Origin of the sequence: Virgibacillus alimentarius, assembly GCF_000709085.1 — a bacterium.
Classification (GTDB): Bacteria; Bacillota; Bacilli; order Bacillales; family Amphibacillaceae; genus Virgibacillus_B; species Virgibacillus_B alimentarius.
Map to the genome: position 1 here is coordinate 18,364 of NZ_JFBD01000010.1, position 24,102 is coordinate 42,465.

Sequence of the window (24,102 nt, forward strand, 5' to 3'; positions counted from 1 at the left end):
TTGAAATTTATATTCGACAAAATTCGAGTGGTGCCAGGCACCATCTAAAGGCACCATCTAAGGTAATGCTCTTTCTGAATCTTGTTCTTCTGTCTTTTCTTCTGGCTTTGTGTACCAGATAAATTTATTTGTAAAGCCATATAAAATGGAGATGGCTATTACTAAAAAGTTGAACCATAGAAACGGAAGGTATGCTATGGTAGAAACGCCAAGTGTAGTCGCCATAAACACACCGCCATCTGACCACGGGACCATTGGTGTAGTTACTGTTCCGCCTGCTTCGGTATTTCTGGAAAGTATCCGGCGGTCGATGTTCAGGCGATCGTAATTTTCCTCTGTGATTTTACTTGCGGTAATAACCGATACATAGGCAGCTCCACCAAAGAAATTACCGAAAAATCCTGCTAGAATGGTAGATATCGTTGTTTTCCCTGCATTGTCTGCCCAAGAAAGCAGCTTAATACAGATCACTTTCAGGATACCGGTCTGCTCCATTAATCCACCTACGCCCAGTGCAAAGAGAATCAAGGCGATGACGTCCAGCATGAAGACAATGCCGCCACGGTTTAAGAGATTATCGATAAAATCTACACCCGAATCAATCGAATTTCCGGAATATAGACCCTTGATCGCATCAAGCAAGGCAACATCTTGAAAAAGATATGCCCATATCGATCCGAGTAGTGCACCAAATAAAATAACTGGAATAGACGGTTTTTTTAATATCAGTAACGCAATAACGATGGCAGCCGGAATTAACATATACCAGTTAATATGAAAAAAATCGTTTAAGGAAGCCATTGTTGCTTCCGCTTGCTCGATTGTTCCACTGCTGTCAATAAAGAAAAATCCTGTGATTAAAAATAAGATCCCGGCAATAACAAACGCTGGTCCGCTGACAAATAGCATCGATTTAATATGTTCAATGACGTTTACTTTTGATAGCGATGCTGTCATTACCGTCGTATCGGATAATGGAGAAAGCTTATCACCGACATAACAGCCGGAAATCACTGCACCAGCCACAAGCGCAACCGGGAAACCAAAGCTGATTCCAATTCCCATCATCGCTATACCGGCAGTTCCGGCAGAACCAAACGATGTTCCAGTCGCCAGTGAAGTGATTGCACAAATGATAAATGCAGCCAGTAGAAAAATACTTGGGTGGATAATAGATAATCCGTAATAAATAATACTGGGTACAATCCCGCCGGCTATCCATGTGCCAATCAAAGCTCCAACGCAAATTAAGATTAGTACGGCTTCCAGACCATCTGTGATACCTTTTAATATTCCTTGTTGCATTTCTGCATACGAATATCCAATTCGGAGTCCAACAATCATAATGACAAACCATGTCGTCAAAAGAGCCAGTTGAATGGGAATCTCAAATTGAACTACGAATAAGAACATAATAGAAACAAAGGCAATCAATACAAATAGCACTTCTCCCAGGGTCGGTAATCTTTTATCCGTACTCATTTTGCACGCTCCTTTTTACTCGTTTTTTTGTTATGAAAGCGGCAATATTTTTCATAAACGTCTATGAAAAACACTCCCTGCCATTATTTCAATAAAAATCCTTCTTGAAGCGGGTCTGTGTGATCATAGATGAATTGATGCATTCCTGTAACAAATCCTTCCGTTTCCATCGACATGAGATGCTTTGAACGAGGTACGAATTGAGCAGTTAGCTCACTGTCAAAAATACTGTAATTCGTAAGTTGCTCAAGCACATGATCTATGCTTAAAAATGCACCGAAAATGGCAAGTGTGCTATCCGCCCCTGGTGAACGCAGGATCGTTCCATCTTTTTCAAAAGTAACCGAACGAACCGTATTCGCTGATAATCCGCTAGCATCTACCATGACAATTCCTTCAAATGGAATGGCCTCCCCTTTTAATTTTTCAGACACTTCTTTTCCCCATTTTTGGATATCGGAAAGATAATCTAGACTGATTTTCTCTACGATTTCAGGAAGTGAAAAGATCGCATAATTTCGTGATGCATCGACTTGCATAAGTGTGAATTCCGGTGTTTTCTCAATTACTTGGCATGCTTCTGCCTCAAAAGAAACAGATGTTACTTCCTGATTCTCCTGTTTCACTTTCACGCGATAAATCCCATGAACGGTTTCGATGGTATATGCTTCATTTTCTTTTTTTGCTATATTTCCTGTTTCAAGCAGCGCCGTGACGGATGCTACCAGTGCCCCGTAATTGAAAGTTCCGCTACTAGTGTGATTGAAAAATAGGAGCCCATAATCTGCAACTTTCGACGGGAGAATGATACAGCCATTCATTCCACGATGCCCTCTAGGTTCGTTCAATAAAAAATCCCGTTCCCTTTGAAAATGGTCATGTAAAATGGCATCATTAAGCTTAATATCTGATTCCTTTAAATCAATCGGCGAATGGATCACAATTCGAAATGCTTCCCCAGCTACATGTGTATCAATGGTCGTAAACATTTTTTCGATATTCATTTATACACCCTCCTCTTTTCGTTTGTTGTCCATTGGAGGAATGAGTAAAAATCCTTCTTTCAAGGGGTCACGTTCGTTGTAGAAAAACCGGTGCATCCCCATGAGCCACGCAGATCCAGTCACTTCTGAAAGAACGGCTGGGTAATCGTTTACATTTGTTGTCTCAAGGATGCGTGCTTTAAATAGTGATCCGACAATACTTTCATGGACAAATGTTTCATTTATGCCAATTTCATGCTGATGGAACATCGTAGCGATTTTTGCCGACGTCCCTGTACCACATGGTGAACGATCAATGCCTCCCGGAGGAACAACAACTGTATTTTTCACATCTGCATCGGGGTGTACAGGATCGGTGTAAAATTCAATATGTGTCAATCCATTGATAAATGGATGTTCCGGATGGATAACATCTTCCCTTTCATTGATCGCGTTTCGAATGGTAATTGCTTGATCAATAATGGTTGAAGCATTTTCTTTTACCAAGTCCAGTCCAAGTTTGCGTGCATCGATAATTCCATAAAAGTTTCCACCATAAGCAATATCACATGCTACTTCGCCAATTCCTTCTACATCGATCACAATCGATTTCAATAGGAATGCAGGTACATTCGCAAAACTCACTTCTTCTGCTTTTCCGTTTGTTACTTTCACCTTCGTTTTCACGAGCCCTGCAGGAGTATCCAAATTGATCTGTGTATATGGTTCCATCACTTCGATCAGGCCTGCCTCGATCAGTGCGGTGCAAAATCCAATCGTGTCATGGCCGCACATCGGAAGGTAGCCGCCTGTCTCGATATAAATCACACCTACATCTGCGTCCGGATGACATGGGTCGGTAAGCAGTGCACCCGACATCACATCATGCCCTCTTGGTTCATTCATTAAAAATTTTCGGATCCAATCATAATGCTCCTGCATATACAGCATTTTCTCAGACATCGTTTTCCCTTTCAGTGGAGGCAGTCCACTGATCACTGTTCGCGTTGGATTTCCTCCTGTATGTGTATCAATGGTTGAAAATAGTCGTTGAAAATTCATGCTAGTTGAACACCCTTTCTTTAAAGCGATCATAGCGAAGTGGTTCTGTCGGGATACATGTCTCCTTTTCCTGGAGCATTTCCTGTATCACTTTTCCTGTTACAGCCGCAAGACTAATGCCGTCCCCTTCATGTCCAGCAGCAACATAAAATCCAGGAACCTCATCAACATGGGAAATGATCGGCAGATGGTCTTCTGTCCAAGGCCTCAGCCCTGCATAAGTTCGAATGACTGTCATATCCGCAATCTTCGGATAAAATCGAACCGCTCGTTTGGCAATGTATTTCGTTACATCATGATTTACTTTCGTATCAAATCCTGCAAATTCCCTACTACTTCCAATTAAGAAGTTTTGACTTTCGGTTGGCTCAAACACAAGCGCAACACCGTATTTTTCTGTTTCAGCATCCACTTGCCTCTCTCCACCAAATTTGGAAATCAGATAACCAAATTCCATTACTTTTCTTAAGCCGACTGGGTGCTGTCTAGAAGCAACAATCAGCTGTCCTTTTCTGGGCTGGATTGGAATCGAAACATCTACCATTTTTCCAATCACCGGCGCCCATACACCACAAGCATTGATCACTTTATTTGCTGTAAAAGTTTCTTTACTTGTTTCAATCACAAATTGATTTTCAGGATGCTTATAAAGATTTTTCACTTCTGTTTTCGTATGAATTTTCGCACCCTGCTTTTTCGCATTGTGAAACAGAGAATACGTCAACATATAAGGATTGACTGTTGCATCGGTTTGACACTCTAGTCCTCCGTATAAATCATCCGCAAAATAGTTTGATTCGTTCCGTAAATCCTGACGATCCAGCATGTTAAAATCCAGCCCTGCTTCCTGCTGCTGGTTCACCCACTTTTGTGCTGCATCCATTTCCGCATCATTTTCACAGACAAGAATGCTTCCTGGGTTCCGGTATTCAAATGGAATTTCTAATTCCTTGCTAAGTTCATGTACCAGCTGCTGGCTTTTTAGTGACATTTGACTATCAAAGCCAGGATCTTTATCGATCGCTAAAATATTTCCATCGCATCTTGAGGATGTGCCACTAGCGAGCTCATTTTTTTCAAGAACAGTGATATCAAGGCCTGCTTTTGAACTGTAGTAAGCAATGGCTGCTCCGATAATTCCTCCTCCGATGACGACTACATCGCGATGGAGTGCATTTTTCATAAAAAATCCTCCTTTCCCTTTTTATAAATGCAACTTCCATGCCAAAACATAAATTGCGAGAATAATCCAAAGTATCTTGCATTTCTTGTCGTTTTATGTAAAAATAATTTGAAAGTGTAAAAATATTTTTACACAAAACTCTTATGGAGGTTTATATGGGATGGAATTTTTACAAACGAACTTAAAGAAGTTTATATGTAAGGATTTTCGATTACTCTCTGAAAAAAATGAAGCACATTTAAAAGAAAAAGTAAAAGCAGCCTCCCCTAAAAGTGTTTTTATCCAGCAGAATGAGCACATATACCGTGTAAACGAACAAGATGATGTAAACCACCTTGTATTTTCAGCGTGTCGGGAGATATCCATCCATACAGATTTAGCGACAATCATTGATTATTTTGCAGATTTTGACACGCTTTTAGTTCATGATCAAGGAAGATACATTGGCTATCTGCATGACACTACTTTTTTTAAACAACTGGCAAAAGCTCATTTGGAAGTTCAAGCCTACTTCCAAACTGTCCTGGACACGATTGATACATCCTGTACCGTTATTGACGCTAATGAAAACGTTTTAATCTGGACAGAAGGTGCTGAAAAGATCTTTTCTGTAAAACAACCGGACATCCTCGGGCAACCGATAAGGGATTTTTTCCAGACGAACAGACTGGCATTACTGCAAACACTGAAAGATGGTACCTCCTTAAAGCATAGCCAGCATCAAGCGCGTGAGGATCTTGTTGTTTTAATTAATTCAAAACCGGTCTATCTGCACGATAAAATTATCGGAGCAGTCGTTTCCGAAACAGATATTACTAGTCAAATCAAGCTGAATAATGAATTACACCAAGCAACTGAAAAAGTATTTCACTTGGAGAAAGAAGTCAGTAAACTAAAACTCGCGGATGATCCATTTAAACGGATACGAGGAAATAGTTCCGCTCTAAAACAGACGCTGGACATGACAAAAAAAGCAGCCACAACGGAGACCAATATTTTAATTTACGGGGAAAGTGGGGTCGGCAAGGAACTTTTCGCAAAAGCAGTTCACAACATTCGTGAAGGTGAAAATGCACCATTTGTTGCTATTAATTGCGGAGCGATTCCTTTCGAATTATTTGAAAGTGAAATCTTTGGTTATGAAAAAGGTGCCTTCTCTGGAGCCCATCAAAAAGGTAAAAAAGGAAAGGTAGAACTTGCAAAGGGCGGCACATTATTTCTGGATGAAATCGGTGAAATGCCTCTGGAGATGCAAGTGAAAATCCTTCGCTTATTGCAAGAAAGGAAGTTTTATCCTGTTGGCGGAACAAAAGAAATAGAGGTCGATTTTCGCGTTGTAGCCGCGACAAATCGTGATTTAAAGGAACTTATCAGAGAAGGTAAGTTCAGAGAAGACTTATATTACCGCTTAAATGTTGTTAGCTTGGAAATCCCTCCACTCCGGAAAAGACCAGAGGATATTATTGAGTTAACCCATTACTTCCTATATGAAATATCCATTAAATATAACCGGCCCATCCACGGAATTTCTCAGGAAGTGATGCAGGCACTCCTTTCCTATGATTGGCCCGGAAACATTAGGGAACTAAAAAATGTTGTCGAGCGCTTAGTTGTATTTTCGGAAGAAGGAGAAATCAAAAAAGAAGTGCTTCCATTTGAGGTTGACCACATGGCCCAAGCAAGTAATGGAAATGGAGTAAATGCTTCTATTTTTTCAGAAAAAGAAACTCGTTCATTAGCAGAGCGTCTACAAGAATTGGAACGAGAAATTATTTTAAAGGAATTGAAAAAAACAAATGGAGAAAAATTATCATGTGCAAAAAATCTTCAAATCACAAGGGCGACACTTTATAATCGAATGAAAAAATTAGGAATAAAACCTTAATGCTCATTTTTTGGCGTGATTCTTGCATGTATTTCTAACAAGACACAAAAATGAGGTGATTCATTTGCAGAAAAACAACATGATAATTTGCAGGTGTGAAGAAGTAACGTATGCTGACTTAAAAAAAACAAAAGAAAAATATAATTGTACAGCTAGAGAGCTGAAGCTGAGAACAAGAGCAGGAATGGGATATTGCGGCGGGAGAACCTGCCGGAGCGCAGTTGACAAAATTGCCAGCAGTTTAGAGAAACAAAAAGAAAAGGACATCATTCCTTTAAAATATCAGCCGCCCGTACGTCCTGTTAGCTTTGCGGATTTAGGAGGGGAGCATAAATGACAGACCGAAGAATTCTGGATCATCCGATACTTGGCGAACAAAAAAGTCAAAAAGAGATTTCTTTTACCTTTAACCAAAAAGAATATAAGGGATTACAAGGCGAACCAATTGCAGCAGCTTTGTTAGCGAACGGTGTCCGCACGCTCCGTTATCACGAGGAAAGCGGGACACCACGGGGAATTTACTGTAATATTGGACATTGCTTTGAATGCAGAGTAATCATCAATGGAAAACAAGGCCAACGAGCTTGCCTGACCCCACTTGAAGAAGGCATGGTAATTGAGAGTCCAGCGCCGCTCCCTACTCCAGTTCGAGATTGGAGGTATGAAAATGCATAACGGAATCATTATCGGTGCCGGACCTGCTGGCTTAACAGCAGCAGTCACTTGTGCTGAAAATGGACTTGATGTCATTGTTCTTGACGAATACATGAGAGCCGGCGGCCGGCTACTGGGACAGCTTTATGAACAGCCGGATGGCAAATGGTGGAACGGAATCAAAGAATCGGAGCGACTCTTTCAGCAAGCTGTTGATCTGGGGGTGCAGTTCCGTTTTGGTACCGCTGTCTCCAATATTGAGTATTTGGATGACATGTGGGTCATTTATACGGAGAAAGAGGTGCTGCAAACTTCTAACCTTTTACTTGCAACAGGTGCGGCAGAGTCCCCTGTTCCTGTACCAGGATGGACACTTCCTGGCGTCATGTCAGTTGGAGCTGCACAGGTCATGACAAATGTTCATCGTGTGAAGCCTGGCGAACGCGGTGTTATTATTGGAATCAATGTACTTTCAGCTGCAATTGCCATGGAACTTCAGCTTGCTGGTGTGGAAGTAGCAAGCCTTACATTGCCAAGAATGTCGGAAGTTACTGACGTGGAAGCACATCCAAAAGAAGTGATGGATTCGCTCCTTCACGTTTCCCATATGGCCCCTTCTCCGTTTGTTAAATTAGGAAGTAAATTCATGAAAGGTGACTTCATGAAAAAAATGGGCGCTGCCTTCTATCCAAAGAATGGTGTGAAAATGTGGGATATTCCTATCCAACTTCGAAAAGCTGTGATCGAAATTTACGGTGAAAATCAAGTAGAAGGGGTAACCCTAGCAACGATTAATTCAAAAGGGGATGTTGTCCCCGGCACTGAAGAAAACATTGCTGCTGATTTCGTCTGCATCGCCGGCGGATTATATCCACTGGCAGAACTCGCAGCGATTGCCGGCTGCCCCTTTTATTTAGTGGAAGAGCTTGGTGGATATGTTCCTTTGCATAGTGAAGAAATGGAAACAACGTTAGATGGACTATATGTAGCAGGAAATATAACAGGTATCGAAGGAGCGAAAGTAGCCGCAGCACAAGGACATGTAGCGGGACTTTCCATTGCTAGAAATAACGGTATTCGTAGCTTAGACTATAAGATCATGGATGCCATCCAACATGTGAAAACAACCAGAGATCATGCCTACATTCAATTCCATCCGCAAATTCAAAAAGGAAGATCCAAAATACAAGACCAGTGGAATACCTATCAACGAAACGTTCAGGAAGTTTGAAACTGGCCGCGGGTGCCTTCTGGCGGGTGCCTGGCACCACCCGAATTTTGTCGAATGATTTTAGACGAGGGGCAGGCCTGATGCCAAACTTTGCATCAGGTCTGCCTCTCTTTTCACGTTCATTCGTATAGCATTAAAATCACAAAAATCAGAATTATGTTATACTAAATAGGAAGACATGATATCGGCTCTTCCTCAAACGATCTATTCTTCAATCTAACATTGATTTTGTCCCTATATCTTCAAAAGAGGAATCATAAATCACATTAAACCCTTGCTTAAGCCGATAAGCAAGGGTGAATGATATGATGGGAGGATTCGATTAAATGTATGAACTGCAATTATTTTCATCCTAGCTTTTTATGAAAGCTAGAAAATCTAGATGGATTTTGTTTTGAAAATTAATTGGAGGGATTTATTTGATTAGAACAGTAGGATTTCCATTAAATTGTAAAGAAAATGAACATAGACAGGCAATGATCCTTCAAGATATTGCGAAAATGGATCATAAGGACAAGTTATTTTTTGAAAGAGGATACGGGGAATCGTTTGCCGTGTCCGACAAGATGTTGCGAAATGTAGGTGTCCATGTCGTTAGTCGAGAAGAAGTATTAAAGCAAGATATTATTTGTGATCCAAAAGCCGGGGATGCTGATTATATTGAAAAGCTTTCCGACGGACAAATTGTATTTGGATGGATTCACGCCGTACAAAATAAGAAACTTACCGATACATTTTTGTCAAAACGGCTGACTGCTATTGCTTGGGAAGATATGCATGAAGAAGGAAGACATATATTCTGGAGAAATAATGAAATTGCGGGTGAAGCGGCGATCATGCAGGCGTTTACCTGTCATGGAAAAATGCCGTATGATACAAAAGTTGCGCTCTTAGGAAGAGGAAATGTGGCACGTGGTGCGTATAAAATATTAATCAGTCTTGGTGCAGATGTAACTGTGTACGATCGAAGAACGGAAGATTTATTCCGAGAAGAAGCAGGTAAGTATGATGTGCTTGTAAACGCGATTACTTGGGATGTCAGCCGTACAGACCACATTATTTATAAGGAAAATGTAAAAAAGATGAAACAAGATTCCATGATTATTGATATAAGCTGTGATGAAGGATTAGGGATCGAAACGAGCATTCCAACAACAATAGAAAACCCGACATACATAGTGGACGGTGTTCTTCATTATGTCGTCGATCATACGCCAAGCATCTTTTACAAAACAGCTTCCAAATCCATTAGTAAAGAAGTTAAAAAGTATTTGCCCCTTATCATGAAAGGGAAGGAGAAACAAAATGATCTATTACGCCCTGCAATTATCTTAGATAACGGACGTATATACGATCACAAAATCCTAGATAACCAAGAGCGAGAAAATGTGATGAAAATTTAAATTTATGGGCCAGATTACATGTGAAGTTTTAACATGTAGTCTGGCCCTTTTCTAGTGAAGTGCCTGGCACCACCCGAATTTTGTCGAATAATTTTAGTGTGGATCAGACATTATGTAAGCGATTTCCATAAAGTCTGATCCTCTTATTTATGATAAAATAAAACATAAATCAGATGCAGTACCTTGTTGTTGCAATGTTTACTTCATGGAGCTAGAAAGGGTGATAACATGTATGAAAATTTAGAAGAGCTAAGGCAAGAAATCGTTTTTTCCTATTTTGAACAAATAACAAAAATACCGAGATGCACTGGCAATGAAAAGGGAATCAGTGATTATCTAGTCGATTTTGCAAATGTACGAGACCTGGAAGTCATTCAAGATGATGCATTAAACGTCATCATCAAAAAGCAAGCAACCCCCGGTTACGAACATGTTCCAACAGTGATCCTTCAAGGGCATATGGATATGGTTTGTGAAAAGAACAATGATACGGAACATGATTTTAATAAAGATCCGCTGCAATTAAGAGTCGATGGAGATATGCTTTATGCAACAAACACAACATTAGGAGCTGATAATGGGATCGCTGTCGCGTACGCGCTTGCATTACTGGGTGCACAAACCACCCCACATCCGGCGCTGGAAGTTGTCATCACAACCGAAGAAGAGACAAGCATGGGCGGTGCCTTTGCAGTTGATCCCGATCATTTTGAAGGAAAGGTTTTAATTAATTTGGATTCTGAAGAAGATCATAAATTATTAGTCAGCAGTGCGGGAGGAGTAAAAGCAATTCAACGCGCTCCGATCACCTGGGAAGAGACCGAGGACGACTTGACAGGTTTCCGCATTACAGTTAGTGGACTAAAAGGTGGCCATTCAGGGATGTCGATTCACGAAGAACGCGGCAATGCCGCTAAAATAATGGGGCGTTTTTTACATCAATTAACGGATGTTCCTTACTTGATGCAAGAGATAAACGGAGGTTCTGCACCAAACGCTATTCCCCGTGAGATGAATGCGGTCATTTTAATTCATCAGAATAACATTCAACATTTAAAAGATAAAATAGAAGCATGGAACAGACTATTAAAAAATGAACTGCATGCTTCCGATCCAACTATTTTAATTAGCTTGGAAAGAATGATACCGGATACTTCCAACGTTTTTTCACAAGATACGAAACATAAAACGATTACTTCCTTAATGCTTATTCCTAATGGCGTTCAAAGCATGAGTATGGAAATAAAAGGATTGGTAGAAAGCTCGACGAATCTGGGAATTGTATCCACATCTGATAAGGAGATCGTGTTTGAAAGTGATATAAGGAGCTCCATAAAAAGTTTGAAAGAAGATATTGTTGCCAGATCGAAACTTGCCGCAGAATTGGCGGGATGCCATTTTATGACTGACTTGGATTACCCGGAATGGCCATATAATCCCAACTCCAAGATCAGAAAGGTGTTTGAAAAAGTCCACAAAGAAAAATATAACACAGATGCTGAAATCATTGCTGTTCATGCAGGAATTGAATGCGGTATTTTCATCGATAAAATTCCAGGACTTGACGCCATTTCCATCGGCCCTGATATTTATGATGCCCATACGCCAAATGAACACATAAGTATATCCTCCGCTCTGAATACTTGGAATTACTTGCTCGCTGTGTTAGAAGCAATGAAAGAGGCAGACCTCTAAAGGGTGCCTGTCACTTCCCGTATTTTGTCGAATAACATTAAAAAGGGAGAGACCCATATGAAATGTTCACATGGGTCTATCTCCCATTTTTACGCACTCTTCCATTGTTTCTCCTTATCAATTTTCCTTGTCAACAGCGCCTCGCACACGACGGCGATGATGGCTCCAAATACGAGGCCGTTACTTAATATAGATGCTAGCGTTGGTGACATGTTGGTGAATGCCTCGGACGGGATAAACATTACCCCAATGCCTCCAAATAGGGAGACACTGACAATTCGGTATAAGATTTGTTTGTTTTCCACCGAATCGAATTCCTGAAATGCCAAGCTGATAATACTTGAGAAAACGGGCAGAATCGCTGCATATCCGACAGCTTCTGGTATCGAAGCAACAAAAGCTGTAATCGATGGCACGAAGCTTATTGCGACAATTGCAAGCGATCCGAGCAGGAACGGCAGTTTACTTGTTATTTTGGTTGTCATAATAAAACCCGCTGACCCTGAAATCGGGACGGCTCCAATTGCAGAAAAGCATCCTCCAAGCAATTGGTTCACACCTGAAATAATCCCTGTTTCTTTCAGACGATTTTTTTCATAATGTACCTTTTCACGTTCCATAACATGTTGAACAACCTTTACAGAAGCCAGCATATTGGCGAGTAATAAAAAGGTAATAAAGACAACCATAATGACCATATTTGGTTCAATCGATGGTGTACCAAAAGCAAATATCTCCGGAAGTTTAAACGTTTCCGTAACGTTAATAATTGGTTTTGTTAAATCAAAGAGAGAGAACATAATCCAACCGAAGACGATCGTAAATAATACGGAATAATGCCCAAATCGTGAAAGCCTCATAAACATATAGGAAAGCACAACAATTCCAAGAGACAGTGCTAATACTGTCGGCTGAATAACATTAGAATCCCCGTTTAGTCCGGACATCCCTTGTAGAAATGATCCGCTTAATTGAGCGACCATGAGGATTAAATACACTCCAACCACGGTTGGGCTGATGTAGCTTGCTATTTTTTCAACCCATCCGAATAAACTAAATACAATAAAAATAATTCCACTTAAGATAAACGCGAACTGCAGTGCTCGAAGTGTTTCCAAATGGGAACCAAATAAAACAGGGCCAAGGCCTGCATACAATGAAAAAACACCCCACCAAAGACCAGCTGGTCCTTCTTGGATGGGGAGTTTATGTCCAAATAATGTTTGTAAAATACCAGCCATACCAAGTACGAATAATGTTCGTTGCACAAATTCCACGGTTAAACCTGGACTCAATCCGTAGCTTGAAGCAACGGCAACAGGGACTACAATACTTCCCATCAAAATAAATAACGCCCATTGCAGGGACGACAAAAATTTTTTCAATATGATTCACTCCTATACGGCAAATCTTACTTAAGATGATTTTTAAACGCTCTTGCTATATTATACGGGATAGAGCTATAATGAATCAAATTAATATATTTCATGATTAAGATGAGGTGTTACTCATGACTATTACACAATTTGAAATTTTTGTCCAAGTGGTTGAATCAGAGAGCTTTACAAAGGCAGCTCACTATTTAAATATGACACAATCAGCGGTTAGTCACGCGATAGCAGGTCTTGAAAAAGAACTCGGCTGTCAGCTCTTTATTCGTAATCGGCGCAAAGGATTATATTTAACAGCAATCGGTGAACGCATTCTCATCCATGCGAGGGAAATTCTCAGACGGGTCAGTAGTATTTCCGAAGAAGTCGATGCAATCACTGGAATAGAAAGTGGCACCATCCGTCTTGGAAGTTTTCCAAGTGCGTCTGCACATCTATTACCTAAAATGCTCGCTTTTTATCAGTCTCATTACCCAAAAGTTAAGCTGAGTCTCTTTGAGGGAACCTATCATGAGGTGAATGAATGGCTGTTATCCGGAATTATTGATGTTGGCTTCTCCTCCCTTCCCCACGAAAATTTAGAATTAACCCCGCTAGTAGAAGATAAAATGGTTGTTGTCCTTCCAGTAGGCCATCCTTTAGAAATAAAAGATGTTGTGTCGTTAGAGGAGGCTACAGGGGAATCATTGATTTTGACAAAAGCAGGATCGGAGGAAATTGTAAAGCGCATGTTTGATAAAGAAGAATTAAAGCCAAATATTGCATTTGAGGTACAAGGCGCTTCCACCATACTGAACATGGTCAAAGAAGGACTCGGCATCACCATCGGGCCTGAATTGGCATTACCGATGAATGAACCCGGCATCACCATACGCGACATTCAACCTATGTCATGGCGGACATTAGGACTTTCCTGCCCTTCTGTAGAAGAAGCATCCCCTGCAGTACGAGCATTCATTGAACTTGCACAGAAATTGTTTAAGTAGAATGGAAGTGGCGCCCCTGGGAGGGTGCCTGGCACTCCCCGCATTTTGTCGAATATTTTTTTATCACACGGAGAATATAAGGGGGAAAAGGAGGGTTTTTCATGCCACATACACAACATCTTCAAGAATGCATTAATGAATGTGAAAGCGCGCTGTCGCATCTTGATCATGCAATGGATATGATGGAAAATGAACAATCGAAGCAAAAGTTAGAGCATGCTAGTCAGGATTTAAACGAATGTATTCGGGCGTGCGAAAATGAATTGTAAGAGATGGTTTTCATCCATATAAGTTGAATGCACGGTACACCTAAAAAAGCAGAGACAACTAATAAAAACAGCAGACTGCCTTCAATTTATAAAGGCGGTCTGCTTACTTGATTTACCATATTATTTAGATATCAGATTGTTAATTAAAACTGCCACTGTTTTTACTCATTTATTCTTCTTGAATGTACTTTCTCTTTGTTGTGCTTTCCAATTGTTCCTTTTCAAGCTCCTTACATACGTGTGGTGCAGTCCAAAAGGTTGTTAACATCAATAAGGAAACAGGAACAGCTGTGACAACAATAAAGGATTGCAACGAATTAACGCTATCTTCACCGATCGTTAATAGAACAGTTGCTACAACCCCCATTAGAAATGCCCAGAATACACGTAATAATTTTGACGGGTCACCATTTCCCGTAATCGCCATCGAAATCGTCAGGGACATAGAGTCCGTTGTTGTTAGCACAAAAATAACGGTTGCCAACAAGAACAGAAAGCCTAAGATTGTACCAAATGGAAGCTGATCAGCTATAGCAATCATCGCTGCTGGTGGGCCGTCACTACTCAACGCTTCAGATATGGAACCAGGATTTTTTATTTCCTGAAAAATTCCTGTTCCACCAACTACCGTGAACCAAAAAGCTGTCACAATAGGTGCAATGACTGCAACAGCAGTAACAATTTCCCGAATTGTACGGCCTCGGGAGATACGGCTGACAAACATTGCCATCATCGGTCCATACCCAATGAACCAGGCAAAAAAGAAGACCGTCCATCCCCCAAGCCATGCCCCATCACTACGGAAGGTATTCATGCTAAAGAAGTTTTGTACGTATAATCCAAATGATTCTAGATACGAATCAAAAATAAATAACCCCGGACCTAGCAATAGAACGACCACCATAAGGAACAGAGCCAAAATAACATTGTAACTACTCAAAATCTGAATACCCTTATGGATTCCTGTAACTGCGGAAACACCAGCAACGAATACAATGACAATAATGATTAAGGACTGGATATACACATTATCAGGAATCCCAAACAAAGCACTCAGTCCATAACCAGCCTGTAAACCAAGGAATCCAATTGGCCCAATGGTGCCCGCAGCTACCGATACAACGGAAAAAGCATCTACAACAGTACCAAGGACACTTTTCTTCATAATTTTTTCTCCAAAAATGGGATAAAGTAATGCTCTTGGCTTTAATGGCGCCCCGCGGTGGTAATGGGCATACATGAGTACAAACGTACCCAACGTACCAAGAATTGCCCACGAGAGAAAGCCCCAATCAACAAAGCTAGCTGCAAGTGCGGGCGTAACTGCTTCTGTACTGCCTGGCTCGATACCGGAAAAATGCGGTGGGACCGTTAAAAAGTGACTCAACGGCTCAGCAGCAGCCCAGAACACACCACCTGCCGCAAGTAACGTACACATAATGATGGAAATCCATTTAAAAGTACTAATTTCCGGTTTATCCAGCTTTCCTAAGCGAATCTTCCCAAATTTTGAAAACCCAAGAAACAAAGCAATTAGGAATGTCCCTAACATAAGAATTTGATAAACCGAACCAAAATACTTCACAGATAAATCAAATAGATAATTTACAATATTTGTGACCAATTCCTGATTGGTCCATGCGAAAATCACAAAAGCAATCAACGCTCCACCACTTAGAAACAGCACTGATTTGTCAATCGATTCGCCTTTCTTACTTAAATTCTTCAAAAATTAGTTCCTCCTAGTTTTTTTAACTTGTATCTATAAAACAACACAAAAATTCTCACTTTCCCCCAAGCAATTATTTAGAACGCGAGAATGAAAAGACATTTTCAAATGAGTATACAGCGTATTACTATATAGCTTTTTTTAAGCCATGTCAATTCTAAAAAGTTAAAAATTAACGAGAGAGTGAGACTGTAACTCTTGCAGTTTTTTGATGCATTAATAAAACCATAATTGATATTAATAAAAACTCTCTTCTAATATTATAAGAATTCTTTACCCATATTTGAAATTCAGTTACACTCATTCTAATCCATCTTTCGTTTTTAAATTAATGAAGATTTTTAAACGATTTATTTCAGGAGGAGATAAAACATGAAATCGTTAGCAGTATTTTGTGGATCAAGTAATGGAGCTTCGGATGCTTATATCGAAAGCGCAACAATGCTTGGGAAAGAACTGGCAAAAAGAAATATAGCACTTGTGTATGGCGGTGCAAGCGTTGGGTTGATGGGTGCAGTTGCAGATTCGGTTATGGAAGCAGGTGGTAAAGTGATTGGTGTCATGCCTGACTTTCTTGAAAAAAAGGAGATATCTCATGAAGGCTTAACGGATCTCATCATTGTGGATTCCATGCATGAACGAAAAGCAAAAATGGCAGATCTAGCTGATGGATTTATCGCTTTGCCAGGCGGTGCGGGTACATTAGAAGAGTTTTTTGAGATTTTTACATGGGCCCAATTAGGCCTTCATCAAAAACCTTGTGGGATTTTAAATATCAATCATTACTATGATCCGCTTGTTCATTTGCTGAACCATATGACGGATCAGCAATTCATGCAAGAAAAATTCCGTTCGATGGCGCTTGTAGATACCGTACCAAATAGACTGCTTGATCAATTCCTTACATATGAAGCCCCTTCAGCAAAGTCATATCTAACGGATAAAAAGCAAAGCTGATTGGGACAAGAAAGAGCAATATATCAGGATGCAAGCGCACCTTGATATGTTGTTTTTTTGTATTTCTAGATTATACGCGGTCACATAAAGAAGTAGAGAAGAAAGACAAAATAGTTGCGGTCATGACGCTTTAACTTTATATCGTTACAGTGCGCAACCAATGATTTTATACTAGAATATAATCAAAAGGGAGATTCTATTATAAAGGCAAGGAAAATTTGAAAGGATGGGATCGCTTTGGTAAACCAAATCATTTTAAATAATTATAGTATTTCGGTAAAAGATTACGAGGAAAAAAAGGCGAAGGATGGCGATGTTATCTCCGTTACATTTGACGTGGCTAGCGAAGCCTACCATGACGTGACCACACTTCTGTATGAAGGAACTTTTGATGTCAAAGTACCTGAAAGGGATCTCAAATTTAAAGGCACGATCCAGGAGTATTCAACCTCAATCACAAACCTTTATGAAAAAGGCAATGTAGGTGAATTTCAGCTGTGTTTGAAGGGGGTCTGAGCCCGCCCCCCTGCTGTATTTCAAAGTCCATCTCCATTATAATGTTACCCTCATTCAGATGTATGCGCAACTGCCTCATGACAGGAAATGCTCCTATTCGAAGCCCCTTTTTTAATTTTCCGCAAATTCAGTTCACCATATCTATCATGCTAGGAAAATATGGCCATCAAGGAATTTGCGAATTATTACAGTAGCAATCATAACTGCGCTTGCGCTACTGCTTATGAAAGTCGGGGACTTGCAACGCTAGAAGTGCTGTTCGGGCTCATGGGAATACCAATTATCATCATCCAATTTTTAACCATCTACGCAGCAAAAAAGATGATCGACGAAGACAAGGCATGGAAATATAATGTACGAGCTGAACACCGGAGAAGATAGAGGGGAATATTCCCCTTCCTCTGCCTATTGCTTTGGCTAGCGTCTTCCCACTGTCCTTTTTGAATAATAATCGACAAAAAAATTGGGAGGTGTCACTCCCAATTAACTATTTAAAAAGACAACCACCAAAGATAGGACGAGCAAAATAGCTGGCATCTTTGTTTGTGATATTGGATCTTTTGCGCGTACATGGGCTAAAATAGCAAAAAACATAATCATCGCAAGCCACATGCCGGATAAAAATGCAAGTTGTGGATACCAAATGCCAACAATGATTCCTATCGCTCCGATCCATTCAAATAAGCCTGTTACGATCCGAAACCATTGTGGCAGCCCAAAATGATTAAACCCATCAACCATTTCCTTGGAAGTGAATTTCATCCAACCGAACATGATAAAACCCAACCCGAGTAGGATTTGTACGATAATTGATAAAATATACATATGAATTCCTCCAATACAATTGTTATATTATAATTATGGAGGATATAGGAACTATTTTGAAGTACGCACAAAAAAGTGCTATAGTATCCAAAATGATACTATTGTAGATTGATTTAGGAGGGAAATGGTATGGAGGATAAAACCTGTCACGGGGTAGAAGTCGCTATTGATGCAATGGCTGGAAAATGGAAGCCGATTATTCTATTTCACTTAATGGAAAATAAAGTAATGCGGTTTAACGAACTAAAACGATCCATTCCGAACATTACGCAGAAAATGTTAACTTCACAATTAAGAGAGCTTGAATACCATCATATTGTTCATCGAAAAGTGTATCCACAAGTTCCTCCAAAGGTCGAATATTCCCTTACAGATTACGGACAAAGCATTATCCCGATTCTTAAATCCATGCAAAAATGGGGAACTTCGCATTTTGAACACTTAAACAAAAATGATAAGGAACAAGCAAGAGAATAATCGTCTATCGATTCGTAAATTCAAAAGTATAACGGAAAAAGAAGGAGAAAAAGAATGAATAACATGGATGGTAGCTTTTTTGGCATTACCTGGTTAATTATCACGGCTTTAGTCATTATTTCGGTAATCATCATTTTAAAAAATAAGAAGAAACCGGCGTGCAGCGAGTCTATTTGCATGATCAATGATCGCTACCGACGTGGAGAAATTACGGAGGAAGAATATCGAACATTACTGAAGAAGATAAATGAATAATTGCGGGGTCTATCCACTTCCCTAATATTATTCGACAAAATTCGGGTGGTGCCAGGCACCTTTCAGAAGGGTGTGCATATATTGATTGAAGTCTATACAGACGGAGCATCCAGCGGAAACCCAGGCAAGAGTGGGGCTGGCGTGTATATGAAAGCAAACGGAAACATATATGAATACGCCATTCCGCTTGGGGTGCGCTCCAACCATGAAGCGGAATTTCAGGCGGTCATCGAAGCATTGAAAATCTGTCAGGAACATTTCCCAGATGAAATATTGTCCTTTCGCTCCGATTCCCGGATAGTCGTAGATACGGTAGAAAAAGACTTTACGAAAAATAAAACATTCCTTCCACTACTTGAGGAAATTAAGAAAGAATCCAATTCTTTCCCGTATTTCTTTATCAAGTGGATCTCAGAAAGTCATAATAAACATGCCGATGAATTGGCTAGAAAAGCAATCAGGATATAAGATGAATGGAATTAACAACAAAAAAAGCTGTACAGAGAAGTTCATTCCCCGTACGGCTTTTTTTCTTTACACTATATTGATTATTCGACAAAATTCGGGTGGTGCCAGGCACCTGTACTCCACTGTGTCCATGGGTGTTTTTTGGGTGGCTTGGAGTGGAAGGTGACGGGTTCTTTTTTGACTGGGTGTTCAAATTGTAAATAGTGTGCCCATAGCGCAATTTGTTCTCCTATTTTATTGGTATGACCCCCGTATTTTTGATCTCCGTAAAGCGGACAGCCTGTTTCAGCGAGCTGGACACGTATTTGATGCGGTCTGCCTGTATGAAGTTCAACAGAAAGTAGGCTCATATCCCCTGTTACGTCGAGTACTTCATAATCTAACACTGCTTTTTTAGCTTGTTTATCGCCGGGGCTGGTAGTAAACACTTTATTCTTTCGACGATTTTTAACTAAATAATGTTCCAACGTCGCTTCTCTTTTGAGAGGAACTCCACGAACGACGGCTAAATATTTTCGATGAATGACCCTTCTTCGCAGCATGTCGGATAGTCTGGATGCAGCTTTAGATGTTTTGGCAAATACGATCGCACCACCTACTGGCCGGTCCAGCCGATGGACAAGCCCAAGATACACATTCCCCGGCTTCTGATAGCGGATTTTTAAATCCCTTTTTAAGAAATTGTGTAAATCATCGTCTTCGGTCTTATCCTTTTGCACGGGCATATTTACAGGCTTTTCGACAACAAGCAAATGATTATCTTCATATAAAATTGGTATATTCATAAAGCAAGAACTCCTTTAAAACATCGTGCATCCATCATATCACAAGTAGATAGGCGGACATAGAAATAAGAGACACCCTTCCAGGTGCCCCTGCTTCTAACGATATTCAACTGTTCATCCTTAGCTTCGATAACGATCATATGGCATTGGATTCCACGTTCTATATTTTATCGATTCAGAGCGCAGTGATGATGGTGTATCTTCAAAAATTTTCCGTGCTACTTCCAACTCACGCTCGGCTTCTTCCTTATCCTGGTACATATATTCATCCGAAGCAGTTTCTGGTGCTTTATCCACCTTTTCTTCCAAATAATCAATAACCATTTGCTGCTGTTTCCTGACCGATTCACGAGCATCTGCAACCCACTCTGGCTGCACCTCACGCCTGATGTCCGAAGCATAACTAAATTCATCATAAATTTCTTTGTAAATTCGGTCCGCATTGGATCGAACATCCGTTATAGCCGCCTCTAAGTCATCAATTGTAAGTTGTTCTACCTCTAAAGGCTTCTTGCGCTTTGGTCCGCCCAGTCTTGAATATTCCAAGTAAGATGGAAATATACTTTTGATGGCTTTGCCTACAGGGTTAACGGCTTGATGATGCTCATCGACCCCTTTTGGCTGAATACCTTGCATCGCAATCCGAGCAGATTCCGGTCTCACAATCTCCTTTGGAGGCAAGACTCCATAACGCAGCAATTCCCTAACACCAGTACCAGAAATGTTAATCCGGTATTGTTTATCATGTGGGCACGTTTGCTCCGTTGACGGGCTGTCACAACGCGTGCAATAAAATACTTCGTGGAACAATCGAATATCAATACCTAATTCATCTTCTGTAAATTTATCAAAAACAGAATGGCTGGCATATTTATCATAGAAATCCCCGATCCCAGCATGATCCCGGCCAATCAAGGCATGCGTACAACCGTAATTTTTCATAATTAAAGCATGAAGAACGGCCTCACGTGGACCGGCGAAAATATACGTAACCCTTAGTGGTGCAAGTACAGAGCGTTCTTTCGGATAATACGTATCCATCACACTGCGGTATGCTAACATACGGAACTCAGGACGTGTATATTCGCGCTTTGCCATCTCCACAAGCGGCTGAACGAGTAATCCATCAAGCTCTTCCAGCGCATTTCGATGGATATATTCGTGACCGCGGTGCATAGGATTGGCCCCTGTAATAAATCCACCAACGGATCTGAAATTCTTTTCCTCATAAAAAAGTTCAAATGTATCTTTCGGCTCAAGTCTTAGCTGCTCAAAAGGACCCCAGTGCACGCGACGAAGCATCGTAATTGGTCCGCCTAAAGCAGTATCCCCCATCCGACGGTAAATCGAATCAACACCTGGGTGACTTCGATCAGTCGTTCCAAAAAGGTGAGAAGCACGAAAATCTCGATCATAAGCAAAAATGTCTTCCAATTTGAGAATCGCAACCGGCTCTTTCGTGTCGTCAGCAAGACAGACTTCATCGCCAACGGACAGCGAATCAATGACCTGCTTATTACGGTCTCCTGTTGGTGCAAAACTAAGTGGCGTCGGCCAAATCAGACCATTTTTTAATCTGCCCTCTGTCAGAACTGATTTATAATCTTCTTTATTCATAAAACCTTCATTCGGAGACAGAACACCCGTGGCAATCATTTCGAGCGTAATGACAGCTTCCATATCAACAACGATCATTGGCAACTGCTTTGCTCTTTCCATCTCCTGATCACGTTTTTTGCCTGTAAGCAGACGGTTAACCAATTTCCCACCATGCGGTTGTTGGGGGTAACTCGCCATTTTCTCTTGATTCAAAACAAATGATTTTTGACTCATGACATCTCCTCCTTGTTTCAACTACTAACTTCCCGGTTTCCAAAACTTACTCAAAAGCAATCTTGAAAAATAGTAGTCTATCTATGTAAGACCACTATTATCATAACATAATTTGTAACCGCTTTCAGTAGTGAACTATTCGAAAAGGTGAAATATTTTGTCTTTTAATGACTGATTCTCCTCGATTTACGTCTGCATTAAAGGAAGTCCGATTATATGTTCAAGCACTAGATGAATCTTACTCCTTTATTCGAATTATATACAGGGTTCTTTGTAATTCCCCATATAATTATATGCAAGCAAACAGCAAAAAAGTACGATCTATTTCAATCCCACCGCGCAGACAAACAAATGATCAATAGGAGGATGAATCAATAAAAAGCCAGGTATAAACGCTTTTCTAGTAAAAATGTGTAAGCAGGAATGGATTCCATTCCCGCTCACACATTTCTCACTGCTTAATTTATTGTTAAATCCAGTACTGTTTGTAATACGACATTTACTCCTTTTTCACAGTCCTCCCATGACGTAAGTTCGTCTTCCGCATGGCTTTTTCCATTTACACTCGGAACAAAGACCATTGCAGATGGAATATACGTTGAAATAAATTGTGCATCATGTCCGGCACCACTGACCATGCGTTTATATGGATAACCTATCATTTTTGAAGACTGCTCAAGTGAACGAACAAGATTTTCATCAAACCAAACTGTATCTCTGTCCCACAGCTTTGTTGCTTTGACTTCGCACTTCTCTTTGCCGGAAGATTCCGGGAGCGTTTGAATAATTTCTTCGACCTGTTTAATCGTTTCTGTATCTTGATGCCTTGATTCAAGGGTAAAGACAACTTTATTCGGGATAACCGTGTGAATATTTGGGCTAACGTTCATTCTTCCAATGGTATAAACAAGACGATCATTAAGTTGCCTCATTTTTTGACGTAGTTCTGAAATTAAATGATTTGCTGCAAATAATGCGTCTTTTCTCAGTGGCATTGGTGTTGTACCCGCATGATTAGAATCTCCGGTGACCTCTATTTCATAACACACCATACCGACAACACATTCCACAACTCCAATCGCAAGTGACTCACTTTCCAGAACAGGTCCCTGTTCAATGTGTAACTCTAGAAACGCGGCGGCTTCCTTTAAACGATTTTCTTCCTTTCCTTCGAACCCGCTATTTTTGAGTGCTTCCCCAAATGAAATACCATTTTTATCGGTTGATTTTAACATTTCTGATTTATCAAATCGCCCGGAGATAACGCCGGAAGCCATCATTGAAGGTTCAAATCTTGCACCTTCTTCATTCGTGATATTAGCAACCACTACTGGAACCTTTGGTGTAATACCATTTTCCACCATTGTTCTGACTACTTCAAGACCTGTCACGACCCCAAGTACACCATCAAATCGGCCTCCTTTTTCTACTGAATCCAAATGAGACCCTATGACAACTGGCGGTTTATCATTTTCCATTCCTTGTAGTGTTGCATACATATTTCCCATATCATCCTGTGTAACTGTCATGCCAAGCTCCCTACACAAGGAACTAAAATACTTTCTTACTCTGATATCCTCATCTGAAAATGCTAGGCGTGTGACCCCATTATTTTCTGTCCTTCCAAAGTCAGCAAATAACTCCAACGTCTGTTTCAAACGTTCACCATTAATCAGGATTTTTTGCTTTTCCATATTTTTCCCACCATTCATATTAAAATGCGGCTTCGCGCTTTTGCTGCTGTTGAATATACAAAGTCGTGAAGTATTTCCTGCTGTCAGGATGTGTTAAAAGCATTGTTTCCCTTTTAGGATTTTTGACTTTATTTTCAAATTCCACAATATCTCCATCTAGCGTCCCATGCGTGCTAATAATGATATAACCGCCTTTTATTAATTTGTCTATTTTAAGTTTTTCTGTTAAAAAAACATCATCGTTTGACAATGAAATATCCCCCCTTAATGGCTTACCTCTTCCCTCTCATCTTCCATATCTTAAACGATCAGGCAGTTTACACTTCAACCTACATATAA

The 24,102-nt window shown here is 40.4% G+C and carries 24 protein-coding genes and 1 pseudogene; 14 read left to right on the forward strand and 11 right to left on the reverse strand.

Annotation, left to right across the window (positions count from 1 at the left end; genetic code table 11):
• Positions 1 to 57: 57 nt before the first annotated feature.
• The 4 genes from nhaC to GZ63_RS0101980 all read right to left on the reverse strand — a co-directional run bounded on the left by nhaC (position 58) and on the right by GZ63_RS0101980 (position 4,710).
• Positions 58 to 1,482, reverse strand: a complete 1,425-nt coding sequence (gene nhaC / locus GZ63_RS0101965; RefSeq protein WP_029266340.1) for a Na+/H+ antiporter NhaC — start codon at positions 1,480 to 1,482, stop codon at positions 58 to 60.
• 83 nt (positions 1,483 to 1,565) lie between these two features.
• Positions 1,566 to 2,486, reverse strand: a complete 921-nt coding sequence (locus GZ63_RS0101970) for a proline racemase family protein (protein WP_029266342.1) — start codon at positions 2,484 to 2,486, stop codon at positions 1,566 to 1,568.
• The gene (locus GZ63_RS0101975) at positions 2,487 to 3,527 is read right to left on the reverse strand and encodes a proline racemase family protein (RefSeq protein WP_029266344.1); all 1,041 of its coding nucleotides are present in this window, start codon (positions 3,525 to 3,527) and stop codon (positions 2,487 to 2,489) included.
• Position 3,528: 1 nt separating this feature from the next.
• Positions 3,529 to 4,710 (reverse strand): NAD(P)/FAD-dependent oxidoreductase, encoded by a 1,182-nt coding sequence (locus tag GZ63_RS0101980; protein ID WP_029266346.1) that lies wholly within the window; start codon positions 4,708 to 4,710, stop codon positions 3,529 to 3,531.
• A gap of 160 nt (positions 4,711 to 4,870) precedes the next feature.
• On the opposite strand from GZ63_RS0101980, the gene GZ63_RS0101985 reads away from it, so the two are divergent.
• The 6 genes from GZ63_RS0101985 (at position 4,871) to GZ63_RS0102010 (ending at position 11,578) form a co-directional block, all read left to right on the forward strand.
• On the forward strand, positions 4,871 to 6,595 hold the full coding sequence (locus tag GZ63_RS0101985) for a sigma-54 interaction domain-containing protein (protein WP_029266348.1): 1,725 nt from the start codon (positions 4,871 to 4,873) through the stop codon (positions 6,593 to 6,595).
• A 79-nt stretch (positions 6,596 to 6,674) separates the two neighbouring features.
• On the forward strand, positions 6,675 to 6,932 hold the full coding sequence (locus tag GZ63_RS0101990; protein ID WP_084178912.1) for a (2Fe-2S)-binding protein: 258 nt from the start codon (positions 6,675 to 6,677) through the stop codon (positions 6,930 to 6,932).
• Positions 6,929 to 7,270 (forward strand): (2Fe-2S)-binding protein, encoded by a 342-nt coding sequence (locus GZ63_RS0101995; RefSeq protein WP_029266350.1) that lies wholly within the window; start codon positions 6,929 to 6,931, stop codon positions 7,268 to 7,270. The genes GZ63_RS0101990 and GZ63_RS0101995 overlap by 4 nt, the downstream gene beginning before the upstream one ends.
• A complete protein-coding gene (locus GZ63_RS0102000; RefSeq protein WP_029266352.1) occupies positions 7,263 to 8,480 on the forward strand; it encodes an NAD(P)/FAD-dependent oxidoreductase in 1,218 nt (405 codons plus the stop codon). The genes GZ63_RS0101995 and GZ63_RS0102000 overlap by 8 nt, the downstream gene beginning before the upstream one ends.
• Positions 8,481 to 8,899: 419 nt before the next feature.
• A complete protein-coding gene (locus GZ63_RS0102005; RefSeq protein ID WP_084178902.1) occupies positions 8,900 to 9,883 on the forward strand; it encodes a N(5)-(carboxyethyl)ornithine synthase in 984 nt (327 codons plus the stop codon).
• Positions 9,884 to 10,111: 228 nt separating this feature from the next.
• The gene (locus GZ63_RS0102010) at positions 10,112 to 11,578 is read left to right on the forward strand and encodes an aminoacyl-histidine dipeptidase (RefSeq protein WP_029266356.1); all 1,467 of its coding nucleotides are present in this window, start codon (positions 10,112 to 10,114) and stop codon (positions 11,576 to 11,578) included.
• 89 nt (positions 11,579 to 11,667) lie between these two features.
• On the opposite strand, the gene GZ63_RS0102015 is transcribed toward GZ63_RS0102010, so the two are convergent.
• A complete protein-coding gene (locus tag GZ63_RS0102015) occupies positions 11,668 to 12,963 on the reverse strand; it encodes a purine/pyrimidine permease (protein WP_029266358.1) in 1,296 nt (431 codons plus the stop codon).
• Between the two features lie 125 nt (positions 12,964 to 13,088).
• Here GZ63_RS0102015 and GZ63_RS0102020 point away from each other — a divergent pair, with 125 nt between their 5' ends.
• A complete protein-coding gene (locus tag GZ63_RS0102020) occupies positions 13,089 to 13,955 on the forward strand; it encodes a LysR family transcriptional regulator (RefSeq protein WP_029266360.1) in 867 nt (288 codons plus the stop codon).
• A gap of 101 nt (positions 13,956 to 14,056) precedes the next feature.
• Positions 14,057 to 14,224, forward strand: a complete 168-nt coding sequence (locus GZ63_RS17790) for a hypothetical protein (protein WP_156947660.1) — start codon at positions 14,057 to 14,059, stop codon at positions 14,222 to 14,224.
• 169 nt (positions 14,225 to 14,393) lie between these two features.
• On the opposite strand, the gene GZ63_RS0102030 is transcribed toward GZ63_RS17790, so the two are convergent.
• Positions 14,394 to 15,953: a BCCT family transporter gene (locus GZ63_RS0102030; RefSeq protein ID WP_029266362.1), complete on the reverse strand. Its 1,560-nt coding sequence runs from the start codon at positions 15,951 to 15,953 to the stop codon at positions 14,394 to 14,396.
• Between the two features lie 372 nt (positions 15,954 to 16,325).
• Between GZ63_RS0102030 and GZ63_RS0102035 the strand changes: the two genes are divergently transcribed.
• From GZ63_RS0102035 to GZ63_RS0102045, 3 genes and pseudogenes are all read left to right on the forward strand, one after another.
• Positions 16,326 to 16,910 (forward strand): LOG family protein, encoded by a 585-nt coding sequence (locus GZ63_RS0102035; RefSeq protein ID WP_029266364.1) that lies wholly within the window; start codon positions 16,326 to 16,328, stop codon positions 16,908 to 16,910.
• Positions 16,911 to 17,147: 237 nt separating this feature from the next.
• The gene (locus tag GZ63_RS0102040; protein WP_029266366.1) at positions 17,148 to 17,426 is read left to right on the forward strand and encodes a DUF3219 family protein; all 279 of its coding nucleotides are present in this window, start codon (positions 17,148 to 17,150) and stop codon (positions 17,424 to 17,426) included.
• A 163-nt stretch (positions 17,427 to 17,589) separates the two neighbouring features.
• Positions 17,590 to 17,807 (forward strand): annotated as a pseudogene (locus GZ63_RS0102045) (BCCT family transporter); the annotation flags it as partial.
• A gap of 102 nt (positions 17,808 to 17,909) precedes the next feature.
• Here the strand turns inward: GZ63_RS0102045 and GZ63_RS0102050 are convergent.
• Positions 17,910 to 18,251 carry a DoxX family protein gene (locus GZ63_RS0102050; protein ID WP_029266369.1) on the reverse strand — a complete coding sequence of 114 codons (342 nt, stop codon included), beginning with the start codon at positions 18,249 to 18,251 and terminating at the stop codon, positions 17,910 to 17,912.
• Between the two features lie 129 nt (positions 18,252 to 18,380).
• On the opposite strand from GZ63_RS0102050, the gene GZ63_RS0102055 reads away from it, so the two are divergent.
• The 3 genes from GZ63_RS0102055 (at position 18,381) to GZ63_RS0102065 (ending at position 19,451) form a co-directional block, all read left to right on the forward strand.
• Complete coding sequence (locus GZ63_RS0102055) at positions 18,381 to 18,728, forward strand: winged helix-turn-helix transcriptional regulator (RefSeq protein WP_029266371.1); 348 nt, start codon at positions 18,381 to 18,383, stop codon at positions 18,726 to 18,728.
• A 54-nt stretch (positions 18,729 to 18,782) separates the two neighbouring features.
• Positions 18,783 to 18,983 carry an SHOCT domain-containing protein gene (locus GZ63_RS0102060; RefSeq protein WP_029266373.1) on the forward strand — a complete coding sequence of 67 codons (201 nt, stop codon included), beginning with the start codon at positions 18,783 to 18,785 and terminating at the stop codon, positions 18,981 to 18,983.
• 81 nt (positions 18,984 to 19,064) lie between these two features.
• Entirely contained in the window at positions 19,065 to 19,451 is a 387-nt protein-coding gene (locus tag GZ63_RS0102065; protein WP_029266375.1) for a reverse transcriptase-like protein, read from the forward strand.
• Between the two features lie 80 nt (positions 19,452 to 19,531).
• Here GZ63_RS0102065 and GZ63_RS0102070 read toward each other — a convergent pair whose 3' ends face one another.
• From GZ63_RS0102070 to GZ63_RS0102085, 4 genes are all read right to left on the reverse strand, one after another.
• A complete protein-coding gene (locus tag GZ63_RS0102070) occupies positions 19,532 to 20,236 on the reverse strand; it encodes an RluA family pseudouridine synthase (protein WP_029266377.1) in 705 nt (234 codons plus the stop codon).
• A 120-nt stretch (positions 20,237 to 20,356) separates the two neighbouring features.
• Positions 20,357 to 22,069, reverse strand: a complete 1,713-nt coding sequence (locus GZ63_RS0102075; protein ID WP_029266379.1) for a sulfate adenylyltransferase — start codon at positions 22,067 to 22,069, stop codon at positions 20,357 to 20,359.
• A 458-nt stretch (positions 22,070 to 22,527) separates the two neighbouring features.
• Positions 22,528 to 23,763: a Zn-dependent hydrolase gene (locus GZ63_RS0102080; protein ID WP_029266381.1), complete on the reverse strand. Its 1,236-nt coding sequence runs from the start codon at positions 23,761 to 23,763 to the stop codon at positions 22,528 to 22,530.
• 19 nt (positions 23,764 to 23,782) lie between these two features.
• Positions 23,783 to 24,013, reverse strand: a complete 231-nt coding sequence (locus GZ63_RS0102085) for a hypothetical protein (protein WP_029266383.1) — start codon at positions 24,011 to 24,013, stop codon at positions 23,783 to 23,785.
• Between the last annotated feature and the right edge of the window lie 89 nt (positions 24,014 to 24,102).

Coding starts and splice junctions, on each gene's coding strand:
- nhaC (WP_029266340.1), bottom strand. CDS start 1,482: ATGAGTACGGATAAAAGATTACCGACCCTGGGAGAAGTGCTATTTGTA.
- GZ63_RS0101970 (WP_029266342.1), bottom strand. CDS start 2,486: ATGAATATCGAAAAAATGTTTACGACCATTGATACACATGTAGCTGGG.
- GZ63_RS0101975 (WP_029266344.1), bottom strand. CDS start 3,527: ATGAATTTTCAACGACTATTTTCAACCATTGATACACATACAGGAGGA.
- GZ63_RS0101980 (WP_029266346.1), bottom strand. CDS start 4,710: ATGAAAAATGCACTCCATCGCGATGTAGTCGTCATCGGAGGAGGAATT.
- GZ63_RS0101985 (WP_029266348.1), top strand. CDS start 4,871: ATGGAATTTTTACAAACGAACTTAAAGAAGTTTATATGTAAGGATTTT.
- GZ63_RS0101990 (WP_084178912.1), top strand. CDS start 6,675: ATGATAATTTGCAGGTGTGAAGAAGTAACGTATGCTGACTTAAAAAAA.
- GZ63_RS0101995 (WP_029266350.1), top strand. CDS start 6,929: ATGACAGACCGAAGAATTCTGGATCATCCGATACTTGGCGAACAAAAA.
- GZ63_RS0102000 (WP_029266352.1), top strand. CDS start 7,263: ATGCATAACGGAATCATTATCGGTGCCGGACCTGCTGGCTTAACAGCA.
- GZ63_RS0102010 (WP_029266356.1), top strand. CDS start 10,112: ATGTATGAAAATTTAGAAGAGCTAAGGCAAGAAATCGTTTTTTCCTAT.
- GZ63_RS0102020 (WP_029266360.1), top strand. CDS start 13,089: ATGACTATTACACAATTTGAAATTTTTGTCCAAGTGGTTGAATCAGAG.
- GZ63_RS17790 (WP_156947660.1), top strand. CDS start 14,057: ATGCCACATACACAACATCTTCAAGAATGCATTAATGAATGTGAAAGC.
- GZ63_RS0102035 (WP_029266364.1), top strand. CDS start 16,326: ATGAAATCGTTAGCAGTATTTTGTGGATCAAGTAATGGAGCTTCGGAT.
- GZ63_RS0102050 (WP_029266369.1), bottom strand. CDS start 18,251: ATGTATATTTTATCAATTATCGTACAAATCCTACTCGGGTTGGGTTTT.
- GZ63_RS0102055 (WP_029266371.1), top strand. CDS start 18,381: ATGGAGGATAAAACCTGTCACGGGGTAGAAGTCGCTATTGATGCAATG.
- GZ63_RS0102060 (WP_029266373.1), top strand. CDS start 18,783: ATGAATAACATGGATGGTAGCTTTTTTGGCATTACCTGGTTAATTATC.
- GZ63_RS0102070 (WP_029266377.1), bottom strand. CDS start 20,236: ATGAATATACCAATTTTATATGAAGATAATCATTTGCTTGTTGTCGAA.
- GZ63_RS0102075 (WP_029266379.1), bottom strand. CDS start 22,069: ATGAGTCAAAAATCATTTGTTTTGAATCAAGAGAAAATGGCGAGTTAC.
- GZ63_RS0102080 (WP_029266381.1), bottom strand. CDS start 23,763: ATGGAAAAGCAAAAAATCCTGATTAATGGTGAACGTTTGAAACAGACG.